The following is a 21,164-nucleotide window of genomic DNA, read 5'->3' on the forward strand; positions in this document are numbered from 1 at the left end:
AGCGCCGGCCCTCGAGGAAGGCTCCCGCAATGAACTTCGCTGTGCTTGCAGTAGGAATGGACGTCGATCCGCAAACCCTTGACCCTGGATCGACGGCATGGATGCTCACGGCATCCGCCCTCGTCCTCCTGATGACCMCCGGGCTCGCATTCTTCTATGGCGGGCTCGTCAGAATGAAATCCGTCCTCAACATCATGATGATGAGCTTCGGCGCCATGGGCGTGGTCGCCGTCGTCTGGGCCCTGTGGGGCTACGGCCTGGCGTTCGGGCCGGATACCTTGGGCGGCTWCGTCGGAGACCCCTTCACGAACTTCGGCCTCAGCGGGCTGACTACCAGTATCGGCACGAAGGCGGCGGGCCTGCCGGACATGGTGTTCATCGGATTCCAGGCCACGTTCGCGATCATCACCGTCGCCTTGATCAGCKGGGCGGTAGCCGAGCGCGTCCGGTTCGGACCCTGGCTCCTCTTTGCCGGGCTCTGGGTCACGCTCGTGTACGCGCCGATCGCGCACTGGGTTTGGGGCGGCGGCATCTTCGGGCCCAYCGGCATTATCGGCAGCAAGATCTCGGCCCTCGATTTTGCCGGCGGTACCGTGGTCCACATGAACGCCGGCATGGCTGGCCTCCTGCTGGCGGTGGTGCTCGGCAAGCGGCTCGGCTTCATGAAGGACCCCAACATTCGCCCGCACAACCTGCCGTTCGTCATGCTCGGCGCGGGCCTGCTCTGGTTCGGCTGGTTCGGCTTCAACGCCGGCTCGGAACTTGCCGCCGACGCCACGGCCGCCCTGGCCTGGACCAACACGCTGCTTGCCACCAGCGCCGCCCTGCTCGGCTGGCTGTTCGTGGAGCGGCTGCGCGACGGGCATGCTACGTCGCTGGGCGCCGCCTCGGGCGCTGTCGCCGGACTCGTCGCCGTCACCCCGGCCTGCGGGTTCATCGACCCCGTCGGGGCAATCCTGATTGGCACGATCGCAGGGGCCGTCTGCGCGCTCGCCGTCGGCCTGAAGTTCAAKATCGGGCTGGACGACTCCCTGGACGTCGTGGCCGTGCACTTCGTCGGCGGCCTGTGGGGKACCCTGTCCCTGGGATTCTTCGCCCTCCCGTCCRCCAAGACCGGCGGCGGACTGTTCTACGGCGGCGGGCTGGCGCAGTTCTGGCCGCAGATCCTCACCGCGCTGATTGTCACGGCCTGGAGCGCAGTGATGACCTTGCTGATCGGCTTCGCGATCCACAAGACCATCGGCATGCGCGTCTCTGAGGCCGACGAGCTCTCCGGCATCGACGTGACGGAACACGCCGAAACGGCCTACGAACTCCTCATGGTTGGCGGCAGCTTCCACCCCGGAGACCCGCACAACCGGGCTGACGCTGCAGCGGTCCAGTMCCAGCCGGAAGCCCAAGCCGAAGCCCAGGCCGAAAGTGAGGCCGTCCGCGGCAAGGTGTCCACGTGAAGCTCGTGACCGCCATTGTGCGGTCGGAGCGGGTCAACGCCATCAGTACGKCCCTGGAGCGGTTCGGAGTCAACGGCCTGACGGTGAGCCAGGCCAGCGGCTATGGCCGGCAGCGTGGCCACACCGAGGTGTATCGGGGTGCCGAATACAACTCCGACCTCCTGCCCAAAGTGCGGCTGGAAGTGCTGGCCAACGAGGACGCCCTGGGCGGCGTCATGGCCGCCATCGAAGAGGGCGGGCGCACCGGACACTTCGGCGACGGCAAGATCTGGATCATTGAGGTACACGACGCCGTCCGCGTGCGGACGGGGGAGCGGGGAGCCTCGGCCATCGCGTGAGGTGGCCCAGCCGGGGCGGCCGCCTCGGACGGCACGCCGGCGGGTCCGAAACATGTCGGACCCGCCTGGGGAAGCCCGCCGGCGGCCGGGTGCTTTGGTAAACAAATGATGCGCGACATGAAACTTCGAGTGTATGATGGCTATCACAACCGTCGGTCAATCCTCGAAGGAGAGGCTTCTTTTGGAAGAGCTGCGCATCGAGGCCAATGGCAACCTTGGCCCCATCGATTCATCCCGCATCCCGCGCTACGCCGGGGCTGCMACCTATGCCCGCCTGCCGCGGCTGGACCAGGTCGCCAAGGCCGACGTCACGGTTGTGGGTGTGCCTTTCGACTCGGGCGTCTCCTACCGCCCCGGCGCCCGCTTCGGCGCCAACCACGTCCGTGAAGCCAGCCGGCTGCTCCGGCCGTACAACCCGGCCTGGGACGTCAGCCCCTTCGAGACCATTCAAGTTGCCGACRCCGGCGACATGGCCGTCAACCCGTTCAACATCAACGAGGCCATCGAAACCATCCAGCAGAACGCCCTAGACCTGACGGCGTCCGGCAGCAAGCTGCTGACCCTCGGCGGAGACCACACCATCGCCCTGCCGCTGCTGCGTGCCGCCGCGGAGCGCGCCGGCGAACCCATCGCCATGCTGCACTTCGACGCGCACCTGGACACCTGGGATACCTACTTCGGCGCCGAGTACACCCACGGCACACCCTTCCGCCGCGCCGTCGAGGAAGGCATCCTGGACACCGAGGCCATCAGCCACATCGGMACCCGCGGCCCGCTCTACGGCAAGAAGGACCTCGACGACGACCACCGCTTCGGCTTCGGCATCGTCACCTCCGCCGACGTCTACTACCAGGGCGTCCTGGAGACCGTCGCCAAGGTCCGGGACCGGATCGGCAACCGCCCGCTCTACATTTCTGTGGACATCGACGTCCTGGACCCCGCGCACGCGCCCGGCACCGGCACGCCGGAAGCCGGCGGCATCACCAGCCGCGAACTGCTGGAAATCATCCGCGGCTTCCGCGGCATGAACCTGGTGGGCGCCGACGTCGTCGAGGTCGCCCCCGCGTACGACCACGCCGAGATCACCGGTGTGGCAGCAAGCCACGTCGCCTACGAACTCGTGACCCTCATGGCAGACCGCGCCGTCGAAGGCGACCGCTTCGGCGCGCCGAACGGCTACGCCGCCCAGGCCCTCGGCCAGGAATCCCGCCGCCCGGCCGGATTCGGCTCCTCTGTGGCTTCGCCGGTGGCCTCGCGGTGACCGGCGTGCGCAACGGCGGGGACCTCGTCGTCGAGACCCTTGAGGCCCTCGGTGCCAAGACGGTCTTCGGCATCCCGGGCCAGCACGCCCTGGGCCTCTTCGACGCCATGGGCCGCGGCAACCTGCACTTCGTCTCCTCCCGGGTGGAAAACAACTCCGCGTTCGCGGCCGACGGGTACTCCCGCGCCACGGGCGAGGTCGGCGTGCTGTTCCTCTCGACGGGTMCGGGCGCGCTGACATCGCTGGCCGGCTTGCAGGAGGCCTACGCCACCGGCGTGCCGATGGTGGTCGTGGCGAGCCAGATCCCGCTCGAGGGACTCGGCGCCCGGCGCAAGGGCATGCTGCACCAGCTCGATGACCAGAAGGCCTCGGCCGCCAACGTCACCAAGAGCCAGCGGCTGATCCAGCACGCCTCCGGCATTCCCTCGGCGATTCAGGACGCGTGGACCGAGGCGATTTCCTCGCCGCAGGGCCCGGTGTGGCTGGAAATCCCGCAGAACGTGCTGCTGGACCCGATCGTGGTGCCCCCGGTGGAGGATGCCCTGGCCGAGGCCGCGGACAACCCGCCCCGGGTGGAGCTGGTCCGCGAGGCGGTGAAATGGCTTTCGACGGCGGAACGTCCGGCCATCATCGCCGGCGGGGGCACCCGCCGCGGCCGGGCCGAGAAGTCCCTGCTCTCGATCGCGGAGAAGCTCCGCGCCCCGGTGATCTGCACGCCCGGCGGCAACGGCGCGTTCCCCTGGAACCATGAACTCTCGCTCCAGGCGTGGATCGAGGACCGGTACATGACCGAGCTTCTCGAGGATGCCGACGTCCTGATCGTGATCGGTTCCTCCCTTGGCGAGGTGACGTCGAACTATTTCACCTTCGAACCCCGCGGCCGGATCATCCAGATCGACGCCGAACCCCGCGTCCTGGAGTCCAACCGGCCCGGCCTGGGCATCCGCGCCGACGCCGGCCAGGCCCTCGCTGCCCTCGACGAGGCCCTCGTGATCGGCGAAGCCAGCCCCGACTGGCACGGCACCGCCCCCGAAACACTGGTCAAGGAGACCCTGGCCAAGGTCACGGCCCGGCTCGAGTCCCAGGACCTGGCCAAGGAACTGAAGTTCATGGCCGACATCCGCGAGGCCGTACCCGCGGACATGCAGACGTTCTGGGACATGACGATCTCGGCCTACTGGGCCTGGAGCTGCTGGGACGCCCGGGACGGCCAGTTCCACTCCGCGCAGGGCGCCGGGGGCCTGGGCTTCGGCTTCCCCGCCGCGATCGGCGGCGCCGTCGGCCTGGAAACCACCGGCAGGCCCGGCAGGGTGCTGGCCGTCTCCGGTGACGGGTCATCCATGTACTCCATCTCCGAGCTCGCCACCGCCAAGCAGCACAACATCCCGGTMACCTGGCTGATCGTGGACGACGGCGGCTACGGCATCCTGCGCGAATACATGGTCGGCGCGTTCGGCAAGGCCACGGCCACCGAGCTCTCCCGGCCGGACTTCGTCAAACTTGCCGAGGCCTTCGGGGTTCCGGCGGTCCGGGTCGCCCCCGAAGACGTCGGGGATGCCCTGAAGGCCGGCTTCGCCGCCGACGGCCCCAACGTCGTCGTCGTCGAAACCCTGCTCAAAATGTTCGGCCCCACCCACCTGGCCACCTAAGCGGGCCGGCCAGCCGGCCGCCTGACTTGGGCCGGCCGTCCGGCCGCCTGGCACGGCAGGATCCTGCACGCCGACCGCGCGGACCTGGCGGGTCCACCCCTCACTGCGAGGGATGGACCCGGCAGGTCCGCGTTTGGCGTTTAAGCACCCTTCTTGGGGATCGGCCCGGCGCCTCACACGACCATCAAAAAGGGTTAGTTTCCCGAAGTAACCATTTTGCTGATATGGTTGCCTGGGGCAAGCAAAAAAGGGGTGTCCATCATGTCAGTTGAATCCAACGCTGCAGCCAAACTCGTTTACCAGATCTTCGACCTCCAGCGCGCCGTCCGCTGTGTTGCCACCGCTAACTTGCGCGGGCAGGACACCGGAGTGGCGCTGCAGGGTGTTCTCCGTTTTGTGGGGGAGGGCGAATCCCKGGCCACGCATCTTGCGGAGCGCCTCGGCGTTAGCGCTCCGGTGCTCAGCCGCCACATCGCCGAACTCGAAGAGCATGGCTATGTGGTCCGCCGGCCGGACCCCGAGGACGGCCGCGCACAACTGATCGCCCTGTCCGCCACCGGCGCGGAAAAGCTGCGCGCCATCGAGAACCATCGCACGGCAACCATCCAGGACCTCCTGCAGGACTGGAGCCAGAACGACGTCGAAGAGACGGCGCGCACMCTGCAAAAACTCGCTGAGTCCCTCAGGACCTCAGCCCGGGCAACGACGGCCGGACCCACGAATACGACCGAAATTGTTGAGGAGTAGACATATGGCTAGCMACGCTGCCGCCACAGGGCCGTCCCCGGTCCCATCGGGCATTCAGCCGGGGGCGCCCCGCGCATCCCAGGCCGCCGCAGAACCTGCGGCGATGACCCACCGCCAGATCATGGAAGCACTCACCGGGTTGCTCGCGGCGTTCTTCACCGCCATTCTGAGCAGCACGATCGTTGCCAACGCGCTTCCCACCATCATGTCCGAGCTCAAGGGCACCCAGACGGACTTCGCCTGGGTGATCACCGCAGCGCTCCTGGCCAACGCCGCAACCACCCCGATCTGGGGCAAGCTCGCCGACCTTTTCAACAAGAAGGTCCTCGTCCAGCTGAGCATCGTGATCTTCGTGGCCGGCTCCGTCATGGCCGGCCTGTCCCAGACCATCCCGCTGCTGCTGACCGCCCGCGTCATCCAGGGCATCGCCATGGGCGGTCTTACCGCACTGGCCCAGGCCATCATCGGCTCGATGATCCCCCCGCGTGACCGCGGAAAGTACTCCGGCTACATGGGCGGCGTCATGGCCGTGGGCACAGCCGGCGGCCCGCTGCTCGGCGGCTTCATCKTCGACAGCCCGCTCGGGTGGCGCTGGACCTTCTTCGTCTGCGTCCCCCTCGCCGTCGTCGCCCTCATCCTGCTGCAGATCACCCTGAAGATTCAGCACGTCAAGCGCCCGGCCAAGATCGACTGGCTCGGCTCCGTCCTGCTGACCTCAGGCGTCAGCCTGCTGCTCATCTGGGTTTCCTTCGCCRGCAACCCCGACTACTACGACTGGTGGTCATGGCAGTCGGTCGCCATGGTGGGCGGCKGCGTCGTGCTCCTTGGCCTGCTGGTGCTGGTGGAATCCCGCGTGGCCCAGCCGATCATCCCGCTCAAGATCATCTCGGAGCGGACCACCGCCCTCGCGATCCTCGCCTCGGTGGCCGTCGGCGTCGGCATGTTCGGCTCCTCGACCTTCCTGGGCMAGTATTTCCAGGTGGCACGCGGTGCCACCCCCACGGAAGCCGGCCTGCTCACGCTGCCCATGATCGCAGGCAACCTGATCGGTTCCGTCGCCTCGGGCATGCTCATCAGCCGCACCGGCAAGTGGAAGCGGTACCTGATCGCCGGCTCCATCCTGCTGATCGGCGGCCTCGGCCTGGCCGGCACCATGGACCACACCACCGACTTGTGGCTGACCGGCATCTACACCGCMATCCTCGGCATCGGTCTCKGCCTGCTGATGCAGAACCTCGTGCTCGCCGTGCAGAACACGGTCCAGGCCAAGGACATCGGCACGGCCAGCGCCTCTGTTGCCTTCTTCCGGTCCGTCGGCGGCGCCATCGGCGTCTCGGTCCTCGGAGCTGTCCTGGGCAACCGGGTCAAGGAACTCGTCACGGAGGGGCTCGCCTCCGCCGGCATCCAGGTTCCGGCAGGATCCTCGGGAGCCAGCATGGACCTCAAGGACATGCCCGCACCCATCCGCGACATCATGCGGGCCGCCTACGGTGACGCGATCGCGGAGGTCTTCATGATCTCGGCAATCATCGGMATCATTGCCCTGGTGGCCATCCTGTTCATCAAGGAACGCCCGCTGCGCCGGACGGTCGATATCCGGCCCGAGTCGGCCGAGCAGGCAGGTGCTTCTGCGACCGCTCCGGGAAATACCGGAAACGACGCCGTCCAGGGCGCCTCGTCCGCCACCGGAACCGGCATCGTGGACCTGGACCGGGAATTCATCGAGGTGCTCAGCCGCGAGCGGGCCGAATCCCGCTTCCCGGACGCCGCCCGCCAGGAGGCAGGCCTGACATCCGACCAGGCTTTCCGTCAGGGGGAGCCCCGCCAGGGGGAGTCCGCCGCAGAGCGCGCGACCGAGAGGGAAGGCGCCCGTCAACGCTCCCGGACCCTCGTGGCCGATGAACGGCCCKAGGCCGCCGACGTCGTGCCCGTACTGCTGCAGACCCAGCAGTTGCTGGCCGAACAGCAGCTCCAGCTGGCCGAGGCGCTGCGCGCCGTGTACGACCAGGCTGCCGAGCAACGTGCGATTGCCGCGGAACAGGCCCGTGTTGCCGAGGAGCTCACGGTCCTGCGCCGGCAGTTGGCCAAGCAGCGCAAGATGCAGCGCGCGGCGGCCGACTACATCGCCACGCACGGCCGGCACCGGACCGAGTAGCGTCCGGTTCGGGTCCGCCGGCCCGGTCCCTCAAGGCCCCGCGGCCGCCCTTTGGGCAGCCGCGGGGCCTTCGGCGCATCCGCCGGGGGCCGGCTTCTATCCGCGGGACGGCCGCCAGCCACTAAGTACACCGTTTGGATGATATTCGGTGTCCCGTGTTCCACCCGGGCGKGGGATTTCGTAGAGTTGGATGGCTGTGGCTGTCGGACCCAAGAGATAGTCTCCAATCAGCTCTTCAACGCACTTCATTTTCAGTTCTCGCAGCGTTTAGTCTTCGCTGTTCAACCTTCTGATTCGTCAGACTCCCTCTCATTCGGTACTCCTAAGGACTCGTGGGCATGCTCGTCACCCTCATGCGGCGCTATTCCAAGCCGTATCTGCCATACATCGCGGCTGTGATCATCTTCCAGCTGGCGTCCACCATCGCGGCTCTGTACTTGCCCAGCCTCAACGCCCAGATCATCGACGAGGGCGTGTCCCGCGGCGACACGGACTACATCTGGCGCACCGGCGGCATCATGCTCGGCGTCGCCCTGATCCAGGTGGCCACCGCGATCGCCGGCGTGTACTTCGGCTCGAAGGCGGCGATGGCGTTCGGCCGGGACCTGCGCCGCGGGGTGTTCCGGAAAGTCAGCAGCTTCTCGGCCCGCGACGTCAACCTCTTCGGCGCCCCCACTCTGATCACGCKCGGCACCAACGATGTACAGCAGGTCCAGATGCTCATGCTCATGACGCTGAACTTCATGGTGGCCACGCCCATTATGTGCATCGGCGGCATCTTCATGGCCGTGCGCGAGGACCTCAACCTGTCCTGGCTCGTCTGGGTTTCGGTGCCCCTGCTGGTGGTTGTGGTGGGCTACCTCGTGGTTCGCCTCATGCCGCTCTTCCGTTCCATGCAGGCGAAGATCGACCGGCTCAACGGGGTCCTGCGCGAGCAGATCATCGGCATCCGCGTGGTCCGGGCGTTCGTGCGCGAACCCCACGAGGCCGAGCGCTTTGGCGCCGCCAACAAGGACCTCACCGACGTCTCGCTGAAGATCGGCTCCTTGTTCGTGCTCATGTTCCCCGCCATCGGCATGATCCTTCACATCTCCACCGCAGCCGTGCTGTGGTTCGGCGGCCAGCGCGTCGACGCCGGCGAGATGCAGGTGGGCTCGCTGACGGCCTTCCTGCAGTACCTCCTGCAGATCCTTATGGCCGTCATGATGGGCACGTTCATGGCCATGATGATTCCCCGCGCCTCGGTCTGCGCCGACCGCATCGGAGAAGTGCTCGACGTCGAACCCTCCATCCACGACCCCCTCACCGCAGTGGCGCCGGCCGCCAAGGCCGGGCGCGTGGAATTCCGGAACGTGACCTTCGCCTACCCCGGCGCCGAAGCGCCCGTGCTGAGTAACATCAGCTTCACGGCCGAGCCCGGCCAGACCGTGGCCATCATCGGCTCCACGGGCGCCGGAAAGACGAGCCTGCTGGCCCTGCTGCCGCGGCTCTACGACGCCGAATCCGGCGAGGTCCTGCTCGACGGCGTCCCCGTCACTGAACTGGACCGGGCCGAGATCACCCAGCGCGTGGCCATGGTGCCGCAACGGCCCTACCTGTTCTCCGGAACCATTGAGCACAACCTGCGCTTCGGCAAGCCCGAGGCCACGGACGAGGACCTGTGGGAGGCCCTGACGGTCGCCCAGGCCGCGGATTTCGTGCGCGAAAAGAAGGGCGGCCTTGCTTCCCGGATCTCGCAGGGCGGCACCAACGTCTCCGGCGGGCAGCGGCAGAGGCTCTGCATTGCCCGTGCCCTCGTCACCGAGCCCAAGGTCTTCCTGTTCGACGACTCGTTCTCGGCCCTTGACGTCGCCACCGACGCCAGGCTTCGCCGCGCGCTCAAGGCCAAGACGGCCGACGCCACGGTGATCATCGTCGGCCAGCGCGTGTCCACCATCGCCGATGCGGACCAGATCCTCGTCCTGGATAACGGCAGGATCGTGGACCGCGGAACACATGAGGAACTGTTGCAAAGCTCCAGCACCTACCAGGAAATCGTCGAATCCCAGCTGAGCGCGGAGGCAGTGGCATGAGCATCAACGAGAAAGTCTCCACCGCCTCGGCCCCGGGCCCGGACGGGACAGCCCCGGACGGGACAGCAGCCGGGATGCCGGCAACGGACGTGCTGGACGATGATTTCCTCGAAGAGGAGTTCACTMCCGGCGAAGCCGACGGCGGCATGTTCGGCGCCGTGCCGGCCAAGAAGGCCCAGCACTTCTGGCCCTCGGCCAAACGGCTCATGGGGTTGCTGAAGCCCGAGCGTGCCGGCATCATCGCGGTTCTCGCGATGGTGACAGTCGCCGTCGTCCTCAACGTCATCGCCCCGCGGATTCTCGGCCAGGCGATGGACGTGATCTTCGCGGGCGTGGTCGGCAAGCAGCTCCCGGCCGGCGCCACCAAGGAACAGTTCATCGAAGGACTGCGCTCCCAGGGCCAGGACAACTTTGCCGACATGCTGACCAAAATGGATGTGGTGCCCGGCGCGGGCATCGACTTCCAGAAGCTCGCGTTCCTCATCAGCGTGGTGCTGGTGATGTACTTCGTCGCCAACATCTTCCTGTGGCTTCAAGGCTATGTCCTGAACGTGCTGGTCATGCGCGTGGTCCGCAAGCTCCGGGACGACACTGAGAAGAAACTCAACGAGCTGCCGCTGAACTACTTCGATACCCGCCAGCGCGGCGATGTCCTCTCCCGCGTCACGAACGACGTCGACAACATCCAGCAGGCGCTCCAGCAGGCCTTTGCGCAGCTCGTGAACTCGGCCCTGACGGTGCTCGGCATTGTGATCATGATGTTCATCGTGTCCTGGCAGCTGGCCCTCATCGCGCTCATCGCACTGCCGCTCTCCGGGGTGGCCGCCGGCATCATCGGCGCCCGCAGCCAGAAGCTCTTCGCCGCCCAATGGAAGAACACCGGCGAGCTCAACGGCCAGATCGAGGAATCCTTCTCCGGCCACGACCTCGTCCGCGTGTTCGGCCGCGACGCCGACATGCTGGCCCGTTTCGACGAACGGAACGAGGAACTCTACCGGGCCAGCTTCGGCGCCCAGTTCGTCTCCGGCATGATCATGCCGGTCATGCAGTTCGTCTCCTACCTCAGCTACGTGGGGATCGCCGTCGTGGGCGGACTGCGCGTGGCCTCGGGCAGCATGAGCCTCGGCGACGCCACGGCGTTCATCCAGTACTCGCGCGAATTCACCCAGCCGCTGGGGCAGATGGCCGGCATGGCCAACATGCTGCAGTCCGGCGTTGCCTCCGCCGAGCGGGTCTTTGAATTCCTCGACGCCGACGAACAGGACGCCGAGACCGCCACCGAGCACCTCCCGGCCAAGACCGACGGCCACGTCGAGTTCAAACACGTCACCTTCAGCTACTCGCCGGACAAGCCGCTGATCGAGGACCTGTCCTTCACCGCCGAGCCCGGACACACCGTGGCGATCGTGGGTCCGACCGGGGCCGGCAAGACCACCCTGGTCAACCTCGTAATGCGCTTCTACGAACTGAACGCCGGCAGCATCACCCTGGACGCGGTGGACATCACCCGGCTGAGCCGGTCGGAACTGCGCGCCAAGGTCGGCATGGTGCTGCAGGACGCCTGGCTGTTCGGCGGGACCATCTACGAGAACATCCGTTACGGCAAACTGGACGCCACTGAAGACCAGATCATGGCAGCAGCCAAGGCCACCTTCGTGGACCGCTTCGTCCGTGCCCTGCYGGATGGCTACAACACGGTCATTGACGAAGAAGGCAACAACGTCAGCGCCGGCGAGAAACAGCTCATCACCATCGCCCGGGCCTTCGTGGCGAACCCGTCGCTGCTCATCCTGGACGAGGCCACGAGCTCTGTGGACACCCGCACTGAAGTCCTGGTGCAGAAGGCCATGGCCGCGCTCCGCACCGAGCGCACCAGCTTCGTGATCGCCCACCGGCTCTCGACCATCCGGGACGCGGACACCATCCTGGTTATGGAGGCCGGCCGGATCGTCGAGCAGGGCCKGCACGCCCAACTGCTGGCACTGCAGGGCGCGTACTACCGGCTGTACATGTCCCAATTCGCCGGGGAGGACGCGGAGGCGGACTCCGTGGAGACGGCAGAGGACGCGACGGCGGTGCGAAGTTGAGCGCCGCGGGCCACACCGGGGAGGCGGGAGCCCCGGCAGCGGGGGAGGAGGGAGCCACCGAACCTCGCCGCCTGGAGGTGGAGGTGCCGATGCGCTGGAGCGACATGGATGCGTACGGGCACATCAACAACGTCCAGATCGTCCGGATCCTGGAGGAAGCACGGATCGCCGGGTTCGGGCCGCCGCGCGGAGCCGGGCTGCCCGGGATCGAACCCCTGGTGTCGCTCTTCAACGACATCCCGGAGGGGACCCTGGCGCTCGTGGTGGAGCACAAGATCCGGTACGTCCGGACCCTGGAGTACCGGAACGTGCCCGCCGTCGTCCAACTCTGGGTCGGCGCGGTCAAGGGCGCCAGCTTCGATATCCACTACCTGGTGCAGGATCCGGTGACCCGGGAGGACTGCGTCCGGGCCACGAGCCATCTGGCCTTCGTGGACGAGGCAACCGGACGGGTACTGCGGCTGACGCCGGAGCAGAAGGAACGGTTGGCCCCCTATACCCGCTCCCACCCGGTCCAATAGCCCCTACCCCCGTTCTTGGCATGGCTCCTACAATGAACAATCCCGACGCATAAGGAGCAGTGGTCGCTGTGAACATGGGCAAGAAGATGCACAAGAACATGGGCAAGGACATGCACCAGAAGATGCACATGAGGCACCCCCGCAAGAAGACGTGGAAAGAGCTCTCCCCGAGGGCGAAGGTCGGAACAATCGCCGGCGCGGTTATCCAACTGGCGCTGCTCGTCGCAGCCCAACGCGACATTTCGCGCCGGCCCGCAGCGGAAATCCGCGGCAGCAAAGCGATGTGGAGGGCTGCCACCCTAGTGAACTTCATCGGTCCGGGGTGCTATTTCACCTTCGGCGTGAAGCGCCTTCCCGCCACGAAATAGCCACGGCCAACCACCCGCCCGGGATCTACTGGCAGGTAGCTGGAGGGCAGCGTTAAATGCGCGCGTTCAGTTTAAGCCTGTAAATTGAACGTATGACCCCAACCAAAAAGCCTGCCCTGCACCGTGCCCTCGGTATCTCCAAGGAGATTGAAGACGCGGCGTGGTTCGTGCTGGGCCCGGGGTTACTCGGCAAGGCGTCMGCCCTGGACGGCCGCACCAAGACATGGTCTGTCCCGGCGGCCGCGGAGTTGCTGGAACGTCTCGAACGAGGCGTTCCGGACCCCAAGGCGCCGATGATGACCAACCTGCGCCAGAACCTCGAAGACGCCACGCGCGGGGCCAAGCAACTGGCGGTGGAGCTCCTGTTCCTCCAGTCCCTGCCGCTGGCCCACGAGGTCAAATCACTCAAGGTCAAGCGGGCCCGTGTCGCCGAGGCCGCGTCCTGGCTGGAACCCCCGCTTGAGCTCCCCGACGAGCTCTACGCCGGCATGACGGACCACGGTGTGATCCGGGACCGGACCGCGGAATTCAACTGGACCATCTGGGATCACCTGAAGTGGCTCTGCCGTTTCGTGCAGCACGTCGCCCAGCGGCCGGCCGKCGTCGTCCAGGCCGCGGTCAAGGACCCGCTGGCCTTCCACCGGCTGGTCGCCGGGACCCCGGATGACCAGCCGGCCATMCGCCGCAGCATCGAGTTCCTGGTCTGGCCCAGCTACTTCGAACCTGTCGTGGCCGACGTCGAACGGCAGGAAATCCGYGACGCCTTCGCATCCCTCGTGGGCGGCGCCAAGGGGGACAGCGACGAGGAAATTTCCGCGGACATCCACCGCATCCGCCTGCACCTGGACCAGCAGGCCGGGCAGCGGATCGACTGGTACTCCCGCCAGCTGGTAAGCCAGTGGCGGAAAGTCGGCGACCCGGGTCGTCGCGCCTGGCTGCTGCGCACCCACCACKACAACGCCGAGCTGCTGGGGGAGTGGCGGGACGAGGAAACGGTGACGCTCGACGTCGAACACCTCCGCCTGCTGGACCCCGGCGTGACCGCCGGGCTGGTCCAGAACGCCGTTGACGAGGACTACAAGCACCTCGGCTACGTGGAGCGGGAGGACACCAAGACCGCCGTCTTCGCCTTCCTGACCGTGATGAAGCCGGGCGATCTCGCGCTCTACCAGAGCTCGGGCAAGGTCCGGATCGGGGTGGTCCTCGGCGAGCCCGAACACGCCAAGGACAACCGCCAGCTCCGCCGCAAGGTCCGCTGGTTCGATGAGGAACACGACGTCACCGGCCTGCCCCGGCACGTGCAGCGGCAGCTGACCACGTCMGGCAACATCGTGGACATCACCCGCGTGATCCAGGCGCTTGAGGCGCTYCTGCCCGCAKAAGCCGAATCCGAGCCCGKCGACGGCGCCGAGCCGGACGCCGCCGTCGAACCGGTCTGTGAAGGTTTCCGCCCGCTGACGGAGGAGTTCGCCGCGTCCCTGCACATGGACCTGGAACCGCTGCAGGAAATCGCCGAACTCCTCGAAGAGAACCGGCAGCTGGTGCTCTACGGCCCGCCGGGAACCGGCAAGACATACCTCGCCAAGCATCTCGCCGCCGAGCTCGCGGGCGACACCACGGACGAGCGGGTCAAGCTCGTGCAGTTCCACCCCTCGTACGCCTATGAGGACTTCTTCGAAGGCTTCCGCCCGGACAAGACGGATGAGGGCCAGGTGTCATTCAAGCTCGTGGCCGGTCCGCTGCGCMGGCTTGCCGAGGAAGCCGCGAAACCCGGCAACGAGAGCAAGCCGTACTTCCTGATCATCRACGAGATGAACCGGGCAAACCTCGCCAAGGTGTTCGGTGAGCTGTACTTCCTGCTCGAATACCGGGATGACCGGATCTACCTCCAGTACAGCCCCAATGAGCCGTTCACGCTGCCGGACAACCTCTACATCATCGGCACCATGAACACCGCGGACCGCTCCATCGCGATGATGGATGCGGCCATCCGGCGGCGCTTCTCGTTCATCGAGCTCCATCCGAAGACGGATCCTGTGAAGGGCTCGCTCTTGCGTTTCCTRCAGGCCCGCGACCTGGACACGACGCCGGCTTTGCTGCTGGACGCCTTGAACGACGCCATCGATGAATGGGACCGGGACCTGATGATCGGGCCCTCCTACTTCATGAAGAAGTCCGCGCAGACGCCCAAGGGCCTCCGCCGGATCTGGAAGTACGAGCTCATGCCGCTGCTGGAAGAGCACTATCACGGCCAGCTCAACCGCGCCCAGCTCGAGGAGCGGTTTGGACTGGAACAACTCCTCGGCCGCCTTGCGCACGTCTAGGCTGACGCCGCCCGGGGGCGCTGTGGCGCTGGACCGGAGTGGCGCGGGCCGGAATGCGGCCGACCGGAGCGCCGCGGACAGGGGTACGCCCGGGCAGGGCGCACTTGGGCAGGGCGGCCCCGGCCGGGGCATACAGGCCCGGGCCGCGTCCGGGCCGGCCATCCCCGGGCGCGGTGACGCGGCGGCCAGCCGGCACATTGTCATCGACGAGCTCTCCGCCGGCGTCGTGGAGCGGCTTGATCCGGACACCGCGGCCTACGTCAATGCCAGCGGCCTGGCAAAAGCCTCGCCGATGGGCATGGGCCTGTACCGGATCGAACCCGTGGGCAAGGTKGGCTCGGTGCGCACCCCCACCGTCCAGTTGGAGGTGCGGCCGAAGGGACGGCTCGGTCTGAACCGTCTCCTGTTCCTGCTCGGCTACGCGGGGGATCAAGGGTTCCGCGACGAATCCGTCGCAGCCGTGGAGCACACCGATCTCTGGAGCGCGCTGGCCGAATCCCTGGCGCAGCTTGCCGACCGGACGCTGAGCCGCGGCGTGCTGCAGGGGTACCTGATGGTGGAGGAATCCCTCCGGACCGTCAAGGGCCGGATCCGGATMTCGGACCAGATTTYCCGCCGGCCGGGAATGCTGGTCCCGCTGGAAGTCTCGTACGACGAATTCACCGAGGACATCGCGGAGAACCKGATTCTGCGCGCCGCGCTGGAACGGATGTCCCAAGTGCCGCGCGTGCGGCCGGAAGTCCTCAGCCGGCTGCGCCAGCTGAAGGGAAAGCTCGACGCCGTGACGCGCCTTCAGTCCGGCGCGCCGCTGCCGCAGTGGCGGCCAAGCCGGATGAACACCCGCTACCACGCGGCTCTCCGGCTCGCTGAACTGATCCTGCGKAACGCCTCGGCGGAGGCTGGTGACGGCAAACAGCAGTCGGCKTCGTTCGTGGTGGACATGGCAAAAGTGTTCGAGGACTTCGTCGGGACGGCCCTGCGGGAAGCCATGGCTGCCTTCCCCGGCGAGATGCGGCTGCGCTACAACGCACTGCTCAACGAGGCCGTCCGCGACTCGGACAGGATCGTCGTGCAGCCCGGGGCAGTCCATTTCCTCGGCGGCCGGCCCGTCATGGTGTACGACGCCAAGTACAAAGCAGCAGCCGACGCCGGCGCATCGCTCTCGGGCGACCACTACCGGATGCTGGCCTACTGCACATCACTGCGGGTGCMGACGGCATGGATCATTTACCCGGGCGCAGGGGAAATCAAGCTGCGCCGGATTCTCAACACCGACATCGACATTGTCGAGTTCCCGCTGGATCTGTCCCTGCCKCCGTCGCAAATTCTGGCCTCGGTGGCAGATCTGGCCCAGCAGTCCTGGGGCGAAGTGCTCCGGCAGGMCAGTATTGATAGGTCAGCCAGTTAAACTGCTCAGCGCGTTAGGCGGATTCGTCCTGCCGGACGCCCACGGTCAGCAGGTGGTCCAGCAGCGCTCTTTCCGGCTGGCCCGGGTTGTTGGCGACATGCCACAGCAGTTTGTCCTGCGCTTCAGCATCATCCGGGTTGGTGGACGCTAGAACCTCATTAATGATTGAGGTCGACTGCCGACGCAAGGGTTCAAGAGCCGGGTCCGCTCCGCGGAACCGGCGGGGCCGGACGGCACGGTGTGTGGAGTGGCTGAGGGGACGGAACTGCAGGACTGTGGAACTGGGATCTGTGGGACTGTAATCTGCCGGCGCAGCAGCCGTGTCGGGMTCGTCGTTGGACATCAGCAAGTGCGGCATGCGCTCTCCCGTGTTTGCAGTACTTAGTGGTACTGACCGAATAGTGCCTAAGGTCCCCGATTTCGAATAGTAGCKGAGACCACCTGCCTGAACCGGAAGCTGGGCCGCGCGACACGCAGGACTTCTCGTGGTTTTTGCTGATTCAAGGCCGGGCGTCGATGTCGGTTCATGCCGACGGCGTGCGCTGCAGGAAAGCCTCGAGACGTTGCTCCAGCGCCGATGGGTCCTTTAGCTCGCATTCCCAGACGGTGAGCACCTGCCAGCCATCGCGTTCGAGCTGGAGCCGTTGCTGGGCGTCGCGGTTCCGGGTCCGCGTGCGCTTAGTTTCCCAGAATTCCGCATTGGATTGGGGCGCGTGCTGCCCCGCCCGGCAATCGTGGAAATGCCAGAAGCAGCCGTTGACGAAGATGACTTTATGCCGGCCGGCGAAGACGAGGTCCGGGTTGCCCGGGAGTTTGCCGCCGGCTGCGCTGCCGTGCAGACGGTACCGGTAGCCCTTTGCGTGCAGCAGCTTGCGGACCAGCATTTCGGGCTTCGTATTCTTGCCCCGGATGCGGGACATGTTCCAGCTGCGCCGCTCGGGGGTCAGCTTGTCCGCCATCATTTAAGTCTAGGCGGCCGCCCGGGCGGGTCCCCGGGCAGGTCCCGGGGCGTCAGCGGGCGGACGGTGGCCGATGGACACCGAGACCCCGGCGATGCCGGACGCCGAACGGCGGCCCGGAGACGACGTCGGGCCTTAGATCTCCCGTTCAGGGTGTTCGCCGAACTGGAAGTGTCGGCCACTGACCGACGCCGGCGTAATTTCTACGTAGAAGTCCTTCAATGTTGGAACCCAGGGTTTCAGTCCGAGGGCMTCGGCTTCGGCGATATCGGCCGATTGGTCAAGAACGCGCGCAGTGCCTCGCAGGACCACAGACCACGCTTCCTCGGACAAAATGCCGTCGGTTTCGAAGAGCACCTTCGAATTGATGGTGAGCTCGGCCAGTTTGTTTCCCGGGGCGGTGCGGAGGAACAATTTCCGGCCGCTGACCGCGTAGTTCACAGGGAAGATGTCGGGGTCTCCGGCCACGGTGACCACGAGCCTGCCGTGTTTTGTGCCCTCGATCAGTTTCCAGCTTTGCTCGTCGTCCAGCTTGAGGATGGGATTGCCGTCTTCGTGTTCGAACATCATGGGTTCATTGTTCTGAAACGAGCYGCCGATTGCTAGGGGCTAAAGGACTGACGGCCCGCCGTTTAGGGCCGCGAATGCCGCGCCCCGGTCAGTCCGCACGGCTGAGTTGGTTGCGCTTCGGGTGACACCGACGGGGCGGCGAAAGCCGCGTCAATCAGGCGCCTGTGGATAACTTTGTTGCCCAAARTGTGACGTCGGTTACCCTTAAGCAATTGCTTGGCTTCGCGCGTCTTGATTTCTATCGGGGGAGTAGCTGACCATGACATCTCGCAGTTCGTTTTCCGGTCCCTGGCGCGCCTGCGCGGTCGCCGTGGTGTCGCTCTCCCTGATGTCGGTCACAGCCTGTACCGGAGGTGGAGCGCCACCTCCCGGATCCTCACCTTCCGAGTCCCAAAGCCCGGCCGCATCGACCACTMCGAGCGCCACTCCGACGCCCACGGCCGCTTACAAACCCGCCGACGCCTCGGGTAGGGCCCAGAACGTTCCTGTGCCAGTACTGCCCGAGGCAGCGAAGGCGGAAACGAAGGAAGGGCTTGAGGCGTTTGCCCGGTACTGGTACGCGACGCTCTCCTACGCATACGAGACCGGAGACATCGAACCGCTGGAATTGGTGTCGAGTTCGACATGCGTCTCTTGTGGACGGGTCAAGGAAGTCGTCCAAGGATGGCATTCCGAGGGTAGGTGGCTGGTCGGTGGAAAAATGGTTGTGGAAGGTGTGCAAACCAATTTCATTGAAACAGGACCGGCTGAGTACCAAGTCCTGATTCAGGTGTATCAGGACGCCCTGTCCTACTATCGCGGTGATAGAACGCTGGACGAAAAGACCGAGCCAGGCCCCGCAACTGGCGACATCATGATCGCATCCTATGGCGGCGGAGCATGGAAGGCCGTAACCGTTGAGCACCTGGCCAAGGGCGGGTGATCACCATCGCCGGCAGAGCACTTCCAGTCCTTGCGGCTCTCATTCTTCTGTCCGGGCCGACAACACTTGAGGCCAGAGCCGACTCCTCAGACTCTCCTGTGAAAGGGGGCTGGGACCAAACCGGCGCCACCGTGTCTTCATGGCACCTCGACCCTGGTTCGGGAGTTTGGGTGGATGCGCCAGGTGCTTTATCGGAAGACCCGAACATCTATCGATTTGAATACCTCTGTCTTGACCCCACAAAGAATAATTTCGACATTGCTTGTCTGGCAGGTGCAGTGCGGTGTGACCAGGGGACTGACGGGCGACCCGTAAGGTGGTATTCATCGCTGAAAGTTTTCATTCCCCCGGTATGGTCAACGATTCGTCMCGATCGGTGCGTCTATTCGGAGAATCCTGACGATGTGCTCGGCAGAATCGCGGCGCAGATCCAGACTAAATTTCAGCAGCTGCCAGTCAGCCCAGGAAATGCCGTCATGCAGCCGAGTCCACACACTCTCCGAGGCGCAGAGACAAATTTTTATGCGGAAGCCGTCGAGCAAACMTTTGGTGTCGACATGCTGGGCCAGAGGGTCTCGATTGTGGCGAAACCCGTCGAGTACATCTGGAACTACGGCGACGGCACGTCGCGGGGTCCGCAAACGGCGGCCGGCGGGCCGCTTCCGCAGKACCGGTGGGGCGAGAAGACCCTGACGAGCCATGTCTACGCCCAGACCGGCGACTTCCCGGTCGTGCTGACAACGCATTTCCAAGGCACCTACTCCGTCAATGGAGGGCCGGCGCTGCCGATTCCCGGCCAGGGACAATTCAGCTCGCCGCCGCAGGCCATCAGCGTCTGGCGGTCGATCACCAGGAATTACGCAGACACGTGCCTGCAGAATCCCCAAGGCCAAGGCTGCCCCGGCGTCGCCCCGCCGCCTCCCTAGGACGGCACGACAGCCCGTGGCTAGGCTCGCAACTCCCGGTCTACCCGGTTCATCCGGGCGCTCACGAGCTGGCCGCGGGGATCACCCGGTCCGAGCAATGCCGCCGCTGCTGCCGCCGTTGCCGTGTCGGAGGATCCCATGTCGCTTGTGCACCATTGCAGCATCAGCCGGGCATCACCGCTGGACCGTACGGATGCCCCCACCGCCAGGTTGAGCTCGTCGCGCATAAACCCGACCGCCAAATTGGTCGAACGGGTGAGCAGTTTCGCCGGGTAAGCCGCAAAGGCCTCGGCCACACGCCCCTCCCGCAGATGRCCGGCCACAACGGAGGCATCCGTCATGACGGTGACGGCTGGCGAGAATCGGTAGGGGTTCGCTTCCACGACATCGCCCAGGATGCTGCGGATCCGGTGCATCTCGGTCCGGATCGCCGCGCCGGTGCCCGCGTCGCCATGGATCTCGTACGCCAGTTCGTCGGCACTCCAGCCCTGGTCGCGCGAGGCCAACAGGGCCAGGATCTCGGCACGGCGCAGCGTCAGCGGGCGTCTGGTCCCGCCGTCGATCGCCKCCGACGGCGCGTCGCCCAGCAGGCGCAGCAGCAGCTGCGACCGGGCGCCGCCGTCGCGCGGTGTCCGCTCGTCACGTAGTGTCGGCTGTCCGCGGMGCCCCAGGCTGCCGTCGGGAGCCGGAACCGATTTCAGCAGTTCCTCCGCKAGCCGCACTCCACACCGGACCAGCCGCAGGCTGTCCGGCGTGACCGATTCGAACGGGCCGGAGACGTCCAGGACGCCGACGATTTCGCCCGTCAAAGGATCGCGAATGGGGGAGGCGGTGCACGCCCATTCATGATGGGTCCGCACGAGGTGCTCGGCCGAGAAGAGCTGCGCCGGGGCGCCTGTCACCAACGCCTCGCTKATGGCGTTGGTCCCCACCCCTGATTCGGACCAGTCAGCGCCCTCCACAAACTCCAGGGAGTCCGCGAGCCGCAACGCCTGCCTGCTGCCAACGCGCCACAGGACTTCGCCCTCGTGGTCAGTCACGATCAGCAAATGTCGCCCGGTCACGGTCTCATCGGCCAGCAGCTGCGACAGCGCGGGCATGACGGCGGCCAGCCGGTGGCCGGCACTCAGGGAGCGCGCCTCCRAGACCTCGTGCCGGTGCGGCGGCCGGTGCTGATCCGGGTTGATGCCCAACGCGAGGGACCGCTGCCAGGACTTGATAAGCGACGGCGGCAGGTGCGGATCCGGACTGCCGGAAATGGTGGCCGCGTGCGCCGCCCGGAGTGTCCGGGCGTACTCCGCCGGCGCCGAAAACCTGAGGTCTGAGGGGTGCATGATGGCGCCATTGCCCTGCCGCATGCTCATTCTCCCAACTCGCCCTCGAATCGTCGCACCCGGCCGGTTCCC

General features: G+C 66.2%; 18 protein-coding genes. 14 read left to right on the forward strand and 4 right to left on the reverse strand.

The annotated features are described in order from the left end of the window. The first annotated feature begins 29 nt into the window (after positions 1–29). The 12 genes from AC1DBQ_RS10275 (at position 30) to AC1DBQ_RS10330 (ending at position 16,381) form a co-directional block, all read left to right on the forward strand. Complete coding sequence (locus AC1DBQ_RS10275; protein WP_476928416.1) at positions 30–1,451, forward strand: ammonium transporter; 1,422 nt, start codon at positions 30–32, stop codon at positions 1,449–1,451. Next, complete coding sequence (locus tag AC1DBQ_RS10280) at positions 1,448–1,789, forward strand: P-II family nitrogen regulator (protein ID WP_476928399.1); 342 nt, start codon at positions 1,448–1,450, stop codon at positions 1,787–1,789. The genes AC1DBQ_RS10275 and AC1DBQ_RS10280 overlap by 4 nt, the downstream gene beginning before the upstream one ends. A gap of 181 nt (positions 1,790–1,970) precedes the next feature. Further along, the gene (speB, locus tag AC1DBQ_RS10285) at positions 1,971–3,050 is read left to right on the forward strand and encodes an agmatinase (protein ID WP_476928400.1); all 1,080 of its coding nucleotides are present in this window, start codon (positions 1,971–1,973) and stop codon (positions 3,048–3,050) included. Next, positions 3,047–4,699 (forward strand): thiamine pyrophosphate-binding protein, encoded by a 1,653-nt coding sequence (locus tag AC1DBQ_RS10290; protein ID WP_476928401.1) that lies wholly within the window; start codon positions 3,047–3,049, stop codon positions 4,697–4,699. The genes speB and AC1DBQ_RS10290 overlap by 4 nt, the downstream gene beginning before the upstream one ends. Positions 4,700–4,960: 261 nt before the next feature. Next, entirely contained in the window at positions 4,961–5,446 is a 486-nt protein-coding gene (locus tag AC1DBQ_RS10295) for a MarR family winged helix-turn-helix transcriptional regulator (RefSeq protein WP_476928402.1), read from the forward strand. A 103-nt stretch (positions 5,447–5,549) separates the two neighbouring features. Further along, the gene (locus tag AC1DBQ_RS10300) at positions 5,550–7,601 is read left to right on the forward strand and encodes an MDR family MFS transporter (protein WP_476928417.1); all 2,052 of its coding nucleotides are present in this window, start codon (positions 5,550–5,552) and stop codon (positions 7,599–7,601) included. Positions 7,602–7,939: 338 nt separating this feature from the next. Beyond that, complete coding sequence (locus AC1DBQ_RS10305) at positions 7,940–9,673, forward strand: ABC transporter ATP-binding protein (RefSeq protein WP_476928403.1); 1,734 nt, start codon at positions 7,940–7,942, stop codon at positions 9,671–9,673. Positions 9,674–9,747: 74 nt separating this feature from the next. Continuing rightward, positions 9,748–11,760: an ABC transporter ATP-binding protein gene (locus AC1DBQ_RS10310; RefSeq protein WP_476928418.1), complete on the forward strand. Its 2,013-nt coding sequence runs from the start codon at positions 9,748–9,750 to the stop codon at positions 11,758–11,760. A gap of 89 nt (positions 11,761–11,849) precedes the next feature. Continuing rightward, positions 11,850–12,281: an acyl-CoA thioesterase gene (locus AC1DBQ_RS10315; RefSeq protein WP_476928419.1), complete on the forward strand. Its 432-nt coding sequence runs from the start codon at positions 11,850–11,852 to the stop codon at positions 12,279–12,281. 59 nt (positions 12,282–12,340) lie between these two features. Then, positions 12,341–12,649 (forward strand): hypothetical protein, encoded by a 309-nt coding sequence (locus AC1DBQ_RS10320; protein WP_476928404.1) that lies wholly within the window; start codon positions 12,341–12,343, stop codon positions 12,647–12,649. Between the two features lie 92 nt (positions 12,650–12,741). Beyond that, positions 12,742–14,973, forward strand: coding sequence for an McrB family protein (locus AC1DBQ_RS10325; RefSeq protein WP_476928405.1), 2,232 nt, complete (start codon positions 12,742–12,744; stop codon positions 14,971–14,973). 202 nt (positions 14,974–15,175) lie between these two features. Beyond that, positions 15,176–16,381, forward strand: coding sequence for a 5-methylcytosine restriction system specificity protein McrC (locus AC1DBQ_RS10330; protein ID WP_476928420.1), 1,206 nt, complete (start codon positions 15,176–15,178; stop codon positions 16,379–16,381). Between the two features lie 13 nt (positions 16,382–16,394). Here AC1DBQ_RS10330 and AC1DBQ_RS10335 read toward each other — a convergent pair whose 3' ends face one another. From AC1DBQ_RS10335 to AC1DBQ_RS10345, 3 genes are all read right to left on the reverse strand, one after another. After that, entirely contained in the window at positions 16,395–16,739 is a 345-nt protein-coding gene (locus AC1DBQ_RS10335) for a hypothetical protein (protein ID WP_476928406.1), read from the reverse strand. A gap of 166 nt (positions 16,740–16,905) precedes the next feature. Then, positions 16,906–17,340 carry a very short patch repair endonuclease gene (locus AC1DBQ_RS10340; protein WP_476928407.1) on the reverse strand — a complete coding sequence of 145 codons (435 nt, stop codon included), beginning with the start codon at positions 17,338–17,340 and terminating at the stop codon, positions 16,906–16,908. Positions 17,341–17,475: 135 nt separating this feature from the next. Next, positions 17,476–17,910 carry a pyridoxamine 5'-phosphate oxidase family protein gene (locus tag AC1DBQ_RS10345; protein WP_476928408.1) on the reverse strand — a complete coding sequence of 145 codons (435 nt, stop codon included), beginning with the start codon at positions 17,908–17,910 and terminating at the stop codon, positions 17,476–17,478. A 328-nt stretch (positions 17,911–18,238) separates the two neighbouring features. Between AC1DBQ_RS10345 and AC1DBQ_RS10350 the strand changes: the two genes are divergently transcribed. After that, positions 18,239–18,832, forward strand: coding sequence for a DUF6318 family protein (locus tag AC1DBQ_RS10350; RefSeq protein ID WP_476928421.1), 594 nt, complete (start codon positions 18,239–18,241; stop codon positions 18,830–18,832). A gap of 557 nt (positions 18,833–19,389) precedes the next feature. After that, on the forward strand, positions 19,390–19,758 hold the full coding sequence (locus AC1DBQ_RS10355; RefSeq protein ID WP_476928409.1) for a PKD domain-containing protein: 369 nt from the start codon (positions 19,390–19,392) through the stop codon (positions 19,756–19,758). Between the two features lie 20 nt (positions 19,759–19,778). Here the strand turns inward: AC1DBQ_RS10355 and AC1DBQ_RS10360 are convergent, their stop codons facing one another. Then, positions 19,779–21,116 carry a helix-turn-helix domain-containing protein gene (locus tag AC1DBQ_RS10360; protein WP_476928410.1) on the reverse strand — a complete coding sequence of 446 codons (1,338 nt, stop codon included), beginning with the start codon at positions 21,114–21,116 and terminating at the stop codon, positions 19,779–19,781. Positions 21,117–21,164 lie beyond the last annotated feature (48 nt).

It is taken from the genome of Arthrobacter sp. 10T413_2 (assembly GCF_056394205.1).

What these genes read in the sequence shown, in the direction of transcription:
- AC1DBQ_RS10315 (WP_476928419.1), top strand. Translation starts at nt 11,850, where the DNA reads ATGCGCTGGAGCGACATGGATGCGTACGGGCACATCAACAACGTCCAG.
- AC1DBQ_RS10340 (WP_476928407.1), bottom strand. Translation starts at nt 17,340, where the DNA reads ATGGCGGACAAGCTGACCCCCGAGCGGCGCAGCTGGAACATGTCCCGC.